The sequence below is a fragment of the Hyphomicrobiales bacterium genome (assembly GCA_002869065.1).
Lineage (GTDB): Bacteria > Pseudomonadota > Alphaproteobacteria > Rhizobiales > Rhodobiaceae > Rhodobium.
In genome coordinates this window covers 351231-364962 of record PKTR01000002.1, presented here as the reverse complement: position 1 = coordinate 364962, position 13732 = coordinate 351231, and the positions used below count along the sequence as shown (strand labels likewise).

The following is a 13732-nucleotide window of genomic DNA, read 5'->3' as shown; positions in this document are numbered from 1 at the left end:
CGAGGAATGAACGATGGCCTTCCGCCTCGACCCGGACCAGTTGGTCTCCGCCGGTCTCACCCGGCTGTTGACCGACGCGATCGGCGACGCCCGCGACGCCCTGTTCGACACCAACCTGAACCGAGACGAACGCATCCACCGCACCCGCCGGCGTATCAAGCGCGCCCGCTCGCTGATCCGTGTGCTGCGTCCGCTGTTCGGTCGCGGTTATCGCGATGAGGTGCGCCGGTTGCGCGACGCGAGCCGGCTGTTGTCCACGACCCGCGACGCCGATGTCGTGGCCGCTACCGCCGCTACGTTGGTTGACAGCGCTGGCGCGCACGACCGCGAATTGCTCGATGTTCTGATCGAGACGCTCAATGCGCGCGCCGAACGGGCGCACGCGCAGGAAACGCCGATCGACGCCGCCGTCGCCCTACTCGACGAAGCGCGCACCGCCGCGTCGTTCCTCGCGTCCAATTTCGAGGGCCGCACGCTCCTGCGCGAGGCCGTTGCCGAGACCTATGCGTGTGAATGCCGGGCAATGGAAAAGGCGGCCGAAAGCCGCGCGGCGGAACGGTTCCACGACTGGCGCAAGCTCGCCAAGCACCGCTGGCACCTGCTACGCGTTTCCGAAGGTCGCCTCAACAAGGCGAAACCGAAGGCCATCGCCCGCATCGATGACTTGGGCGAAACGCTCGGCCTTGTCTGCGATTGCACCCTGTTGTCCGAACTCCTCCTGGACAATCCCTCGCTCGCCGGCACCGGCCGGGCGACGGACCACATCCTCGCCATCCTCGACGTTCAGCGCGCCGAGCTTGAGGACAGGGCATTGAAGCTCGCCAGGCGGGTGTACAAGGCATCGCCGAAGAAATACGGCAAATCGCTGAAGCTGAAATGAGCTGAGCGTATTCCCGCAAAGTGGGAACCGGTTTGCGGACAAGAATACGCGACAAAACAGTCTCTTCGACTGCTCCGTCTACTGCGCGACCAGAACCGTCTCGCAATAATCCGGCAGAGCCGTGATGGTCATCGGCTTCCAGTTGGTGTTCTTGGCCGCTGCCGCTTTGCGCTTGCGCCGCTTTTCATAGGGCGCATCCGACAGCCACCAGTCCAGCGACTTGTCGCATCCATCGCCAGCCGGCGGCGGGGACTGGTCCTTGCAGCCTGCGCTGTCGGCCGGGCAGGCGAGGCGGACATGGAAATGGTAGTGGTGGCCGTACCAGGGGCGCACGCGGCGCAACCAGCTCTTGTCGCCGCTCTCCCAATCGCACAGCTTCTTCTTGATCGCAGGATGAACGAAGATGCGGGCAACGCGTTTGTCGCGGGCGGCCTCGCGGATCAGCTTGGCGTGCGCGTCGGTCCAGACATTCCTGTCGACGGCGCCACCTTCGGGGATTTCCGCGTTGGCATAGCGTCCGCCGAGCACCGACTTGGCGGAAATGCTCTCGCGCTCTTCGCGGCTCAGCACCCGGTTCGGCATCGGTGTCAGCCAGATGTCGGCATCGAGGCCGATCTGGTGGCTGGCATGGCCGGTCAGCATCGGCCCGCCGCGCGGCTGCGCCAGGTCGCCGACCATCAGCCCGCTCCAGCCGAGCGAGGGCGCCTTCTTGGCGAGTTTTTCAAGGAACGCGACCAGTGTCGGATGACCCCAGTTGCGATTGCGCGACAGGCGCATCACCTGCCAGGTCGGTCCGTCGACGGCGAGCGGCACGGCACCGGCCAGACAGCCGCGCGCATAGGACCCGATCGAGCGCGCCTTCAGCGGGGCCGGCTTGCGCACCGCGCCGAACAGCTTCTTGGCGGCGATGTTGCGATTGAGGGAGACCTTCTGGGCCGGGGCCTCGCTACCGCCATAGGGGTCGGCGACCGTTGCGGCGGAACCGCTCGGGCGATCGCTCGGCGCCGGGCGCGGAACCGGTATTTCGGCCACCACGATCGGTGCTGTCGAGGCATTCGCCTCCGCCCGCTCGGGACGCGGCATGGGGATCGGCTCTGCGGCGAAAGCCGGAGCACTCGTCAAAACCACCATGGCAGCCAGAAGCGCGCGCATTCTGCAGTCCCTTTTCCAGCCCCCCGGCCGTCAGATTCAAGATAGCGCAAACCATGTCGTCATAAAGGCGCCAACGGTCGCGGATGGCGCAATCATGCGCGCTTGGCGTTTAGGAACCGTTAACCATAAATCGGCGGTTCGTGATCAGGCATGGCCCTTCGCAAACGCGCCGCATTCGCGTATCCCTTGGCGATGAGGCGGCCTTGCCGTATATTATGAATTGCTTATATAAAGTCGTCGACGGACGCTGCAGGGGGCGGGACGTCGAACAAGAAACGTGACGAAGACCGGAGACACAGCATGACTGACCCTCAGACCGGGGCGCCGCTTGGCGAAAACGGACTGCTCGACGCGGAAACGGCGCGCACCGAAGCGCTTGCCGGACGCCTGCTGCTGGTCGACATCCGCACCCCGATGGAGTGGTACCGCTCCGGTGTCGGCGATGCCGCCGAAGCGATCTCCATGCAGGACCCGGGCTTTCTGCAGGCCGTCGTCAACAAGCTTGGCGGCGATCCTTCGAAGCCGCTCGCCGTCATCTGCGCCACCGGCAGCCGCTCGGCCTGGCTGGCCGGCGAGCTGCGTCGCGTCGGCTTCACCACGGTCTATGACGTCGGCGAGGGCATGATGGGGTCGTTCTCCGGTCCCGGCTGGCTCAACCGCCAGCTTCCGACCAAGCGGCCAGACTGACCGAACAAACTGACTGAACCAGCGGCCGGATAGATCACACCACAGCCGGCTAATCTCTTTACAAACGCATCGATGAGCGTAGTCTCGCCGGTGCCCATCCATGTGCGGCTAGGGTTCCGCTGCTTCGCGCAGGCCTGGACCGAGCGCCGTTATGAGCCGATTACGGCAGACACCTGAAAGACGAGAAGACTAGGGGGGATGGACGGGCGCGCTTTCGCGCGTCTTCAACCCGGTTCGTCTTGAGGTAAAACATGTCTCTCTTCGGCTTCGCGCTCGTCCTCGCCGCCGCCTTCTGCCACGCCACCTGGAACTTCTTCGTCAAGCGGATCAACGCCGGCCCGGAACTGGTCTGGCTGTTTTCCGCCGTCACCGTCGTCGTCTATCTGCCGGTCGCCATCGTCGCCGTCGTCATCGAGCGTCCGGCCTTCGACACCATGCAGATCGTGTTCATCCTCGGCAGCGCGGTTCTTCATCTCGCCTACTTCCTGCTGCTGCAGCGGGGCTACCGCTATGGCGACCTGTCGCTGATCTATCCGACAGCGCGCGCCACCGGCCCGCTGCTGTCGTCGAGCTTCGCCGTCGTCTTCCTTGGCGAAATGCTGACGCCGCAGATTGCCATCGGCGCAATCGCGATCATCGGCGGTGTCCTGTTCCTGACCCGCAAGCAGGGCAGCGAGGTCCAGCATCCGCTGGTGTCGCTCGCGTTCGGCCTCGCCACCGGCTGCCTGATCGGCACCTACACGGTGTGGGACGCCTACGCGGTCTCGGCGCTGATGGTGCCGCCGCTCATTCAGGACTACGCCTCGAGCGTCTTGCGCAGCGTCGTTCTCGCCCCGCTCGCGGCGCGGCGCACGACACAGATCCGCGCCCTTTGGCGCGACCATCGCGGCGGTGTGCTGATCATCGCCCTGTTCAACCCGCTCGCCTATATCCTCGTTCTCTACGCGCTCACCTTCACGCCGGTGGTCTTCGTCGCCCCGACCCGTGAGATCAGCGTGCTGATCACCGTCGTTCTCGGCAGTCTCCTTCTTGGCGAAGGCGCGCTGAAACATCGCCTCGTCTGGGCGGTGGTGATCCTCATTGGCGTCAGCCTGTTGGCGACAGCTCGTTAGGGAAGTGGCGGGCGACAGGGTTCGCGCCCGTCGCCAGATCCCGCGAAAACGCTTCGCAGCGGGCGTCGTCTTGGGCTAGAACGGAGGAATCTCGTTCGCTCCCGCCAGACGGAAAATCACATGACCGCACCGAGCCCCCTGCGTGGCGTCATCGCGCCGATCCTCACCCCGTTCAACGAAGATTTGTCGGTGGCGACCGACCTCTATGTCGACAACGCCAAGCGCCTGCTCGACGCCGGTTGTGTTGGTCTGGCGCCGTTTGGCACCACGGGTGAGGCGCTTTCGGTCGGTATCGACGAACGCATCGAAGTGCTCGAAGCGCTGATCAAGGCCGGCATCGATCCGAAGTGGTTGGTACCGGGCACCGGGCTGACCAACCTGGCCGACACCGCGCGCCTGACCCGCCATGCGGTCGAGAGGGGCTGTGCGGGTGCGATGATCCTGCCGCCTTTCTATTTCAAGAATGTGCCGGAAGACGGCCTGTTCGCCTATTTCGCGACCCTGCTCGACTGGGTCGCAGACGACCGCCTCAAGGTCTATCTCTATCATATCCCGCAGGTCTCGGGCGTCGGCCTGCCCGTCTCGCTGGTCCGCCGCCTGTACGAGGCGTTCCCTGAGCAGATCGTCGGCATCAAGGATTCCTCTGGCGATTGGGAAAACACGCGCGCGCTGTTAGAGATCGACGGGCTGATCGTCTATCCGGGCTCCGAACTGCCGCTTATCGATGCGCTCGATCTTGGCGGCCCGGGCTGCATTTCCGCCACCGCCAATCTGAACGCCACGGCGATTGCCGAGGTGGTCGCGCTCTACGATGAGGGCAGGCGGGACGCGGCAGAGGCACGGCACGCGAGCGTGCGCGGATTCCGCAAGACGGTGGAGGCCTACGCGCCGATCCCGGCGCAGAAGCGGCTTCTGTCGCTCGCCAGCGGCGATGCCCGCTGGGCGGTCACCCGGCCGCCGCTGCTGCCGCTCGCCGAAGACCGCGGGCAGGAACTGGCTGACAAGCTGAAGAGCGAGTTCAGCTTCGAACTGTGACCCGCAGCATCAGCCTTTGACGCGTGTTCCCGAACCGAAGGTCCGCGGCAGCGAAAAGTGTGCAGCGGTTTTCGGACAAGAACACGCGGGCAAAAAACCAGCAGGTCCACGTGCCTGCTACGCAGGCTTAGCGGGCCTGCAGCATCCAGTTGAGGACCAGCCGCCAGTCGGTCATGCGGATCGGCGTGCCGTGTGTCCCGCTGTCGAACAGCACGAACTTGATCGGGTAGCCGGGTGAGGCACGGCGCACGCGCTTGAAGAACTGCTGCTGCGTCTTCCAGGGGATATACGGGTCGAAACTGCCATGGCCGAGATAGATCGGGAAGCGGTTTGCCCGGCTGCGCACCGCGGCTGATTTGAGGAACCCGTCGTCGCTGACCGAACCGAGCAGCAGCATGCCGTCGATCATCTTCGAGGCATCCTTGTCCTTGGCGAGATTCCAGCACAGAAGCCCGCCCATCGAGCCGCAAGCGAGCACCATCTTGGCGTTCGGTGCGATGTCGGCGAACGCCTTCATCAGCGCCTTGATCTCCTCGGTGCCCGCCTTGCCGAAATCGGTGAAGTCGGGCGACAGGTAGATGCCGTCATTGCGTGCCATCAGATTCTTGATGCGGTTGAAATTGCCGCCGAACATCCAGTCGTTGGCGCCCTGATGGCGGTTGCCGTTGCGGCCGTGCAGATAGATGACGATCATCTTAGACGACGGCCCCGGTTCGCCGACGACGATGTAGCCGATGCTCGTCTTGCCGAGCTGCAGCTTCAGGTCCCGCTCCATGCGCTTGGGGAACAGCGACACGTAGTGGCGGAAGACGCGCCGTTCGTCGACCTCGTCGCGATCCTTCAGGTCGCGGTCCTCATTGTATTCGACGATCTGGAAGTCGCCGTCATACTCGCTGTGCAGAACGGATGGATAGCGGAACAGCTCGTCCTTGTAACTGCCGAGCGGACCGGCCGCGTTCGCCGGTGCGGCCACGCCGAAAACAAGGGCAACAAGAGCCAAAATTGCCGGCAAACGGGCCATCGCGCGCGTGTCCTTCCGGTTCGAATCGCGGTCATCCTCGGTGCCGGCAAGGATAGAGGCTGCGGACGTTTCCTCAACTCCCCGCACGATGAAATTTCCGTTCACTGGCCCATCACTGGCCCATCACTGGTTCTGGCGGAAATCGTCGAGTGCGTTGGCGACCGTGCGTTTGAAGCGCACCCGCGGCGGCCTGACCCCGTGCAGCAGCAACTCGCGGCGGACATGCGTTGCCGCGCCCGCGATATAGAGCCTGACGCTGCCCGCCTTGGTCTTGCGCGCGACGCCGGCAATGGTGTGGGCGGCGGTCGCATCGAGGAACGGCACGGCGGAAAAATCGAGCACCAGCGCCTTGTGCTGGTCGGCGATCCGGTCGAGCACCGAGCCGATATTGGCGGCCGCGCCGAAGAAGAAGGCCCCCGAAATGCGGTAGACGACGACCTGCGGATTGCTGGCGAGGCCTTCCTCGAAGGGCGGCCGTTGGCGCTCGGCACCGTCGGCAACGTCGTCGAGCGCGAACTGGCCGTCATGTTCGAGCGCGATGGTCTTGGCCATGCGGTTGATGAACAGCGTCGCGCCGAGCACGAAACCGACGATGATCGCCTCGGTCAGGTCGCGGAAGATGGTCAACAGGAAGGTCGCGGAAAACACCACCGCCTCGCCGCGCGACGCGCGAAACAGCGTTGCAATCGCATCCCGCTCGATCATGTTCCAGGCGACGACCGCGAGCACCCCGGCAAGACAGGCCAGCGGGATGAAGCGGGCGAGCGGCGCGGCGATCAGGATGAAGCCGAGCAGGAACAGGGCGTGGATCATCCCCGCGACGGGTCCATGCGCGCCGGCCCGCACATTGGTCGCGGTGCGGGCGATGGTGCCGGTCACGCAGATGCCGCCTAACAGCGCGGAGGCGATGTTCGCGGTTCCCTGAGCCACCAGCTCGCAGTTCGAGCGATGGCGGCGGCCGGTCATGCCGTCGGCGACGACGGCGGAGAGCAGCGACTCGATTGCGCCAAGGAGGGCGAATGCGATGGCGTCCGGCAGCACGGCTTCGATCTTGGCGAGCGAGATCTCCGGCAGCGAAGGCATCGGCAATGAACTCGCAATGCCGCCGAACCGGCTGCCGATGGTCTCGACCGGCAGCGCGAAAAGGGCGACCGCGAGCGAGGTCGCGACGACCGCGATCAGCATGCCCGGCCAGGACGGGCGGAGGCGCTTGACGCCGACGATGGTGGCCACGGTGGCAGCTGCCAAACCGGCCGCTGCCGGATTGATGCTCGGCAGCGCCGCCCACAGCGCCGGCGCCTTGGCGATGAGCGGCCCCGGCTCCGGCGCGGCAAGCGTCAGGCCGAGCAGGTCCTTCACCTGGCTGGCGAAGATGATGACGCCGATGCCGGCGGTGAAGCCGACCGTCACCGGATAGGGGATGAACTTGATGTAGGTGCCGAGCTTCAGAAAGCCGATGGCGGTGAGGAAGATACCCGCCATCAAGGTCGCGAGGATCAGCCCGTCGACGCCGTGGCGGCTGACGGTCAGCGAGACGAGCACGATGAAGGCGCCGGCCGGACCGCCGATCTGGAACCGGCTGCCGCCAAGCGCGGAGACGACGAACCCGCCGATGATCGCCGTCACCAGCCCCTTGTCCGGTGAGGTACCCGACGCGATCGCGATCGCCATCGACAGCGGCAGCGCGACGATCGCCACCGTCAGACCGGCGATGATATCGGCTCGCAGGTTCTGCAGGCGATAGCCTTCACGAAAGACGGTGACGAGCTTCGGGGTAAACAGCTCCGCGAAACTCGGTTGGGCGGGCTCGCCGATAGGAGAGCCCGAAACGGAAGAATCTTGATTGGCCATGGCGGCGCTTCGTCCTGATGAGGAGGAGGCCACGTTCGCGCTCCGCATCACGCCCGTCAAGATGCAGAAACAGAACCTGCAACTTTAGCGATGGCGGCGGTGTCGGCGCGGCTTACCGCTCGTCGAAAAAGGCGTTGATGATGTGGTGCGGCAGGCGCTTCGGCACGATGGCGATGATGTCGAACCGGATCGCCGACGTGGCATAGGCCGGATTGCGGGTCAGCCAGATATCGGCGGCACGCAGCAACCGTTGCCGGGTGCGCGGGGTGACCGCCTCGATGGCCGCGTCGCGACTGGCGCGCGCCTTGACCTCGACGATGGCGACCGTGTCGCCGCGCCGGGCGATGAGGTCGATTTCTCCCGCCGGCGTCTTGAAACGGCGTTCGAGGATCCGGTAGCCCCGCAGGCGCAGCCACCACGCGGCGAGCGTTTCGGCTTTCAGACCGAGGCGGTAGGCGGCGCGCCGTGCCGGGGCCGGGGGTGTCACGCCTCGTTCCCTTCTGCCCCGCCTGTTTCAGCGTCGTCGCTTGATGAATCGCGCAGCTCGAGCACGCGCTTGTAGAGCGATCGCCGTTCGAGCCCGGTCGCCTTGGCGACTTCGCCGGCGGCGGCGCTCGGGGAAAGTCGGGTCAGCGCCTCGGTGAGAGCGGCATCGACATCGATCTCTTCGCTCGCGCCGTCGCCGGGCGGGCCGATCAGGATGACGATTTCGCCCTTGACCGCTTGGCCGGAGAAGCGCTCCGCCAACTCGCCGAGCGTGCCGCGCTCGATGGTCTCGAATCTCTTGGTCAGTTCGCGCGCGACCGCCGCCTGCCGCTCCCCGCCAAGTTCAGAAACGAGATCGGCAAGCGCGGAGGAAACCCGGTTGGGTGATTCGAAAAAGATCAGCGTCGCTGGAACATTGGCGAATTGCGTGATGCGCCGCCGTCGTGGGCCGCCCTTCGTGGGCAGGAAGCCGGCGAACAGGAAGGCGTCGCTTGGCAGTCCGGCGACGACGAGCCCGGCCATTACCGCCGACGCACCGGGGATTGGATAGACCTTGTGGCCGGCCTCGACCGCCTCCTGCACCAGCCGGTAGCCCGGATCGGAGACGAGCGGCGTGCCCGCATCGCTGACCAGTGCCACCACGCCGCCCTCGGCGAGTGCGGCAAGCAGCCTCGGGCGCTGCTTTGCGGCGTTGTGCTCATGATAGGGCGTCATCGGCCGGTGGATGCCGTAGCGGTCGAACAGCCGGCGCGTCATCCGCGTGTCCTCGCAGGCCACGAGATCCGCCGAGGCCAGCGTTTCCAGCGCCCGCAGCGAGATGTCGCCGATATTGCCGATCGGTGTTGCCACCAGATAAAGGCCCGGCTCGGGCCGATGCGCCTTGCGCACGTCGCCGAACAGCACAAACCCGCCCGGATCGCGTTCCTCGGCCTGCGGAGCGGAGGGCGCGTCGCTGACTGCGTGTTCGGGGTTGGAGCGGGATTTCGACATCATTCGGCTTTATGGGATCGCGGCAAGGGCGTGGAGACAACGAACCGCGATCGCGGTTCCTTCGTTAACCATATCCATATTAAAGTCTCGCGGCCATGAGCGAGAGCGTCGAAAATCCGCCGCTTTGCTTTGACAGGAAGTGGATGGCCCGGAATATTTGTTAATATGGGGCCGAATTGGGTATAGCTGGCGAGAGGGATCTTGGACAGCGGGGAGGCACTCGTGCTGAGTTCAGGTTTGACAGGGTTGGTCCGCTGGCGGCGGCGGATTGGACAAACGGCGGTGGCCGTCGCGCTGGCGGCGACGCTTGCTGCATGCGGTGGCTCGTCGTCCGGACCGATGTTTCCCGGCTTCGGGGCGGCACCGTCCGGGCCCGGTCTGACGACTCAGGCACCGAGCGGTGAGATCATCGGCAACGGTTCGGTGCGCGTCGCCCTGCTGGTGCCGAGTTCCGCGCAGGGCCAGGCGGCCAGCATCGCGCCGATCTTCAAGAACGCCGCCCGCATGGCGATGAACGATTTCCCGAACGGCGACGTTCAGCTTCTGGTCAAGGATACCGGCGGCACGGCCGAAGGCGCCCGCGCCGCGGCCCAGCAGGCGGTCGCCGAGGGTGCCGAGTTGATCATCGGCCCGGTCTTCGCACCCGCCGTCAATGGCGCTGCCGCTGTCGCGCGCCCGGCCGGCGTTCCGATCATCGCTTTCTCGAGTGATGCGAGCGTCGCCTCGCGCGGCGTCTATCTGTTGAGCTTCCTGCCGAAGAACGACGTCCGCCGGATCGTTTCCTACTCGGTCGCCCGCGGCAAGAAATCCTTCGCCGCCATCGTGCCGAACAACGCCTATGGCGGCGTGGCAGAAGCAGCCTTCCGCGAATATGCCGGTCAGTACGGTGCCCGCGTGCTCGCCATCGAGCGCTACGCCGGCACCGAGGCCGATATCAAGGAAAAGGCGGAAAATATCGCCCGCCTCGGCGGCCAGATCGATGCGGTCTTCATGCCTGATGGCGGCGCTGCCGTGCCGATCATCGCGCGCACGCTGGTGACCGCCGGCGTCAATCCGCAGACGGTGAAATTCGTCGGCACCGGCCAGTGGGACAGCCCGGCCATCCTGAGTGCGCCGAGCCTTGCCGGCGGCTGGTTCGCGGGCCCCTCCAAGAAGGACTTCCCGGGTTTCGCCAGCCGTTATGCGGGCCAGTTCGGCAGTCCGCCGCCGCGCACCGCGACGCTCGCCTATGACGCGACCATCCTTTCGCTCGGCCTCGTCCGCAGCGCCGGTTCGCGCCGCTTCGCCGAGGACGTGCTGACGAGTTCCGATGGCTTCCTCGGGATCGACGGCGTCTTCCGCCTGCGCAACGACGGCACCAACCAGCGCGGTCTCGCCATCTACGAAGTCAAGTCGGGCTCGGCGACGGTCGTCGATCCGGCGCCGCGGTCCTTCGCGGGCTTCTAGAACCGGATTGCGCCGGCTTCTCGTCGGCGCAATACCGGGCTGAACGGAGTTTGAGGCCGCCATGGCGCCATCCCTCAACGACCGCCGAATTCTGCTCATCATCGGCGGCGGCATCGCCGCCTACAAGACGCTCGACCTGATCCGCCGCCTGCGCGAGCGCGGCGCCTCGGTGCGGGCCGTCATGACCGCGGCGGCAAAGGAATTCGTCACGCCGTTGTCGGTCGGCGCGTTGACCGGCGACAAGGTCTATGGCGAGCTGTTCGACCTCACCGACGAGGCCGAGATGGGCCATATCGAGCTGTCGCGCGATGCCGACCTGCTCGTTGTCGCCCCCGCGACCGCCAATCTGCTTGCCCGCATGGCGGCCGGCATCGCCGACGATCTGGCAACGACCGCGCTGCTCGCGACCGACAAGCCGGTGCTCGTCGCGCCGGCGATGAATGTACGCATGTGGCAGCACCCCGCGACCACCCGCAACGTTGAACGCCTCAAGGCCGACGGCGTCGCCTTTGTCGGCCCCAATGAGGGCGACATGGCCTGCGGCGAATACGGCCCCGGCCGTATGGCCGAGCCGCTCGAGATCGTCGCGGCGATCGAGGAGGCGTTGGCTCCGGGTGACAAGCCGCTCGCCGGCCGGCGCATTCTGGTGACCTCCGGCCCGACCCATGAGCCGGTCGATCCGGTGCGCTACATCGCCAATCGCTCGTCGGGCAAGCAGGGTCACGCCATTGCCGCCGCCGCCGCCGCCGCCGGCGCCGAGGTGACGCTGATCAGCGGCCCGGTAACCGTTGCCGATCCCGCCGGCGTCACCACGATCCACGTCGAGAGCGCCTGCGAAATGCTGGAGGCGGTGGAAAACGCGTTGCCGGTCGATGCCGCCATTTTCGCCGCCGCAGTTGCCGACTGGCGGGTCGACAACGCCAAGGCACAGAAAATCAAAAAAGTTCTCGGGGCCTCCGTGCCGGAACTGGCGCTGGTCGAGAACCCGGACGTTCTGGCGACCGTCGGCCGCCATCACACGCTGCGTCCGCGCCTCGTCATCGGCTTTGCCGCCGAGACCGACGATCTCGTCGAGAACGCGCTCGGCAAGCTCGCTCGCAAGGGTGCCGACTGGATCGTCGCCAATGACGTGTCACCGGAAACCGGCGTCATGGGTGGTGACAACAACACCATCCGCCTGGTCTCTTCCGACGGTGTCGATTCCTGGCCGAAGCTGACCAAGACCGAAGTTGCCGAGCGCCTCGTCGCGCGCATCGCCGAGAAGCTCTCCGGCATGCCGGGAGGCGGGCAATGACCACACCGCGCGTCACCGTCGCCGTCCGCCGGCTCGACCATGCGGACGGGCTGCCGCTTCCCGAATATCAGACCGCGGATGCCGCCGGCCTCGACCTCGTCGCTGCCGTCGCCGAGGAAGCGCCGATGACGCTGGCGCCGGGCGCGCGCGCGCTCGTGCCGACCGGGCTTTCGATTGCACTGCCGCCGGGCACCGAGGCGCAGGTTCGCCCGCGCTCCGGCTTCGCCCTGAAGCAGGGCGTGACCGTGCTCAATGCGCCCGGTACGATCGACGCCGACTATCGCGGTGAGGTGCAGGTACTGCTGATCAATTTCGGCGCGGAGCCCGCCCTGATCCGGCGCGGCGACCGTATCGCCCAACTCGTCGTCGCACCGGTCCTGCAGGCGGATCTGCAACTCGTCGATGCGCTGCCTGAGAGCGAACGAGGCGCCGGCGGGTTCGGCTCTACCGGCGGCGTATAACGCGCTTGCCCCAGCGGCATTTCCTGCACGCAACTTCATTCCGGTTTTGGCCCGGTTTTTTCCAGTTGGCAAAAACATGCCCGTGAAACACGGGTGGATGGAGCAAAATTGTTGCGTGGATCGCGAAAAATTCGTTTTTCGAAACTCGAAATCCGTGACCGCCGACCCTATTCTAGACAAAACGCCTTCCGGCCCGCGCCGGACCCATGTTGTTCGCTGAGAGGCTCCCATGAGTGACAGTACGACCGCAACGAGCTCGGCCCCTGGCCGTGGCCGGATCTATTCTTCGATCACCGAAACCATCGGCGATACCCCGATCGTCCGCCTCGACCGGCTGGCGAAAGCGCATGGCGTCGAGGCCAACATTCTGGCGAAGCTTGAATTCTTCAATCCGATCGCGAGCGTCAAGGATCGCATCGGCGTCGCCATGCTCGATGCGCTCGAGGCAGACGGCAAGATCGAGCCGGGCAAGACGACGCTGGTCGAGCCGACCTCGGGTAACACCGGCATTGCGCTTGCCTTTGCCGCCGCCGCTCGCGGTTACCGGCTGATCCTCGTCATGCCGGAGACCATGTCGGTGGAGCGGCGCAAGATGCTGCGCCTGTTCGGTGCCGAACTGCGCCTGACCGAGGGCGCGCGCGGCATGAAGGGCGCGATCGAGACCGCCGAGCAGATGGTCGCCGAAATCCCCGATGCGGTGATGCCGCAGCAGTTCGAGAACCCGGCCAACCCGGCGATCCACCGCGCGACGACCGCGGAGGAGATATGGAACGACACCGATGGCGGCGTCGACGTCTTCATCGCCGGCGTCGGCACCGGCGGCACCATCACGGGTGTCGGTCAGGTGTTGAAGGAGAAGAAGCCCGACGTGCAGATCGTCGCCGTCGAGCCGACCGATAGCCCGGTGCTGTCCGGTGGTGCGCCGGGACCGCACAAGATCCAGGGCATCGGCGCGGGCTTTGTCCCCGGCATCCTCGACCGCGATGTCATCGATGTCGTGTTCCAGGTCGGCAACGACGAAGCGCTAGAAATGGCGCGCGAATGTGCCCTCACCGAGGGCGTGCCGGTCGGCATTTCCGCCGGTGCGGCGCTCACCGCGGCACTCGCCATCGGCAAGCGTCCGGAGATGAAGGGCAAGAACATCGTGCTCATCGTTCCGTCCTTCGCCGAACGCTATCTCTCGACCGCTCTGTTCGACGGCCTCGAGGTCTGACAACCGGTCTGCCGGGCGGAATCGTCGACGGCGACGCCGTGTGGACTTGCCATTCGTCCCGTTTGGCAACACATGAAGGGAGTGGACGCTCTCGGCCGCTTCGC

At 65.9% G+C, this 13732-nt stretch carries 13 protein-coding genes; 8 read left to right on the top strand and 5 right to left on the bottom strand.

Annotated elements, in window-relative coordinates; translation table 11 throughout:
• The first annotated feature begins 13 nt into the window (after positions 1-13).
• Positions 14-880: a hypothetical protein gene (locus C0606_05405; GenBank protein ID PLX37717.1), complete on the top strand. Its 867-nt coding sequence runs from the start codon at positions 14-16 to the stop codon at positions 878-880.
• Positions 881-958: 78 nt separating this feature from the next.
• On the opposite strand, the gene C0606_05400 is transcribed toward C0606_05405, so the two are convergent.
• The gene (locus tag C0606_05400) at positions 959-2032 is read right to left on the bottom strand and encodes a penicillin-insensitive murein endopeptidase (GenBank protein PLX37716.1); all 1074 of its coding nucleotides are present in this window, start codon (positions 2030-2032) and stop codon (positions 959-961) included.
• Positions 2033-2332: 300 nt separating this feature from the next.
• On the opposite strand from C0606_05400, the gene C0606_05395 reads away from it, so the two are divergent.
• From C0606_05395 to C0606_05385, 3 genes are all read left to right on the top strand, one after another.
• Positions 2333-2719, top strand: a complete 387-nt coding sequence (locus C0606_05395) for a sulfurtransferase (GenBank protein ID PLX37715.1) — start codon at positions 2333-2335, stop codon at positions 2717-2719.
• A gap of 251 nt (positions 2720-2970) precedes the next feature.
• Positions 2971-3831 (top strand): hypothetical protein, encoded by an 861-nt coding sequence (locus C0606_05390; protein PLX37714.1) that lies wholly within the window; start codon positions 2971-2973, stop codon positions 3829-3831.
• Between the two features lie 120 nt (positions 3832-3951).
• Positions 3952-4866 (top strand): dihydrodipicolinate synthase family protein, encoded by a 915-nt coding sequence (locus C0606_05385; protein ID PLX37713.1) that lies wholly within the window; start codon positions 3952-3954, stop codon positions 4864-4866.
• 127 nt (positions 4867-4993) lie between these two features.
• On the opposite strand, the gene C0606_05380 is transcribed toward C0606_05385, so the two are convergent.
• The 4 genes from C0606_05380 to rsmI all read right to left on the bottom strand — a co-directional run bounded on the left by C0606_05380 (position 4994) and on the right by rsmI (position 9214).
• Positions 4994-5887, bottom strand: a complete 894-nt coding sequence (locus C0606_05380; GenBank protein ID PLX38688.1) for a phospholipase — start codon at positions 5885-5887, stop codon at positions 4994-4996.
• Between the two features lie 123 nt (positions 5888-6010).
• Positions 6011-7738 (bottom strand): sodium-independent anion transporter, encoded by a 1728-nt coding sequence (locus C0606_05375; GenBank protein PLX37712.1) that lies wholly within the window; start codon positions 7736-7738, stop codon positions 6011-6013.
• 112 nt (positions 7739-7850) lie between these two features.
• On the bottom strand, positions 7851-8225 hold the full coding sequence (locus C0606_05370; protein PLX37711.1) for a YraN family protein: 375 nt from the start codon (positions 8223-8225) through the stop codon (positions 7851-7853).
• Positions 8222-9214 (bottom strand): 16S rRNA (cytidine(1402)-2'-O)-methyltransferase, encoded by a 993-nt coding sequence (gene rsmI / locus C0606_05365; GenBank protein PLX37710.1) that lies wholly within the window; start codon positions 9212-9214, stop codon positions 8222-8224. The genes C0606_05370 and rsmI overlap by 4 nt, the downstream gene beginning before the upstream one ends.
• Before the next feature lie 225 nt (positions 9215-9439).
• Here rsmI and C0606_05360 point away from each other — a divergent pair, with 225 nt between their 5' ends.
• From C0606_05360 to cysK, 4 genes are all read left to right on the top strand, one after another.
• Complete coding sequence (locus C0606_05360) at positions 9440-10660, top strand: ethanolamine utilization protein EutM (GenBank protein PLX38687.1); 1221 nt, start codon at positions 9440-9442, stop codon at positions 10658-10660.
• Between the two features lie 61 nt (positions 10661-10721).
• The gene (gene coaBC, locus C0606_05355) at positions 10722-11954 is read left to right on the top strand and encodes a bifunctional phosphopantothenoylcysteine decarboxylase/phosphopantothenate--cysteine ligase CoaBC (GenBank protein ID PLX37709.1); all 1233 of its coding nucleotides are present in this window, start codon (positions 10722-10724) and stop codon (positions 11952-11954) included.
• Positions 11951-12415 (top strand): dUTP diphosphatase, encoded by a 465-nt coding sequence (locus C0606_05350; GenBank protein ID PLX37708.1) that lies wholly within the window; start codon positions 11951-11953, stop codon positions 12413-12415. Before coaBC ends, C0606_05350 begins: the two co-directional genes overlap by 4 nt.
• A 229-nt stretch (positions 12416-12644) precedes the next feature.
• A complete protein-coding gene (cysK, locus tag C0606_05345) occupies positions 12645-13628 on the top strand; it encodes a cysteine synthase A (protein ID PLX37707.1) in 984 nt (327 codons plus the stop codon).
• Positions 13629-13732 lie beyond the last annotated feature (104 nt).

Coding starts and splice junctions, on each gene's coding strand:
- C0606_05405 (PLX37717.1), top strand. CDS start 14: ATGGCCTTCCGCCTCGACCCGGACCAGTTGGTCTCCGCCGGTCTCACC.
- C0606_05400 (PLX37716.1), bottom strand. CDS start 2,032: ATGCGCGCGCTTCTGGCTGCCATGGTGGTTTTGACGAGTGCTCCGGCT.
- C0606_05395 (PLX37715.1), top strand. CDS start 2,333: ATGACTGACCCTCAGACCGGGGCGCCGCTTGGCGAAAACGGACTGCTC.
- C0606_05390 (PLX37714.1), top strand. CDS start 2,971: ATGTCTCTCTTCGGCTTCGCGCTCGTCCTCGCCGCCGCCTTCTGCCAC.
- C0606_05385 (PLX37713.1), top strand. CDS start 3,952: ATGACCGCACCGAGCCCCCTGCGTGGCGTCATCGCGCCGATCCTCACC.
- C0606_05380 (PLX38688.1), bottom strand. CDS start 5,887: ATGGCCCGTTTGCCGGCAATTTTGGCTCTTGTTGCCCTTGTTTTCGGC.
- C0606_05375 (PLX37712.1), bottom strand. CDS start 7,738: ATGGCCAATCAAGATTCTTCCGTTTCGGGCTCTCCTATCGGCGAGCCC.
- rsmI (PLX37710.1), bottom strand. CDS start 9,214: ATGTCGAAATCCCGCTCCAACCCCGAACACGCAGTCAGCGACGCGCCC.
- coaBC (PLX37709.1), top strand. CDS start 10,722: ATGGCGCCATCCCTCAACGACCGCCGAATTCTGCTCATCATCGGCGGC.
- C0606_05350 (PLX37708.1), top strand. CDS start 11,951: ATGACCACACCGCGCGTCACCGTCGCCGTCCGCCGGCTCGACCATGCG.
- cysK (PLX37707.1), top strand. CDS start 12,645: ATGAGTGACAGTACGACCGCAACGAGCTCGGCCCCTGGCCGTGGCCGG.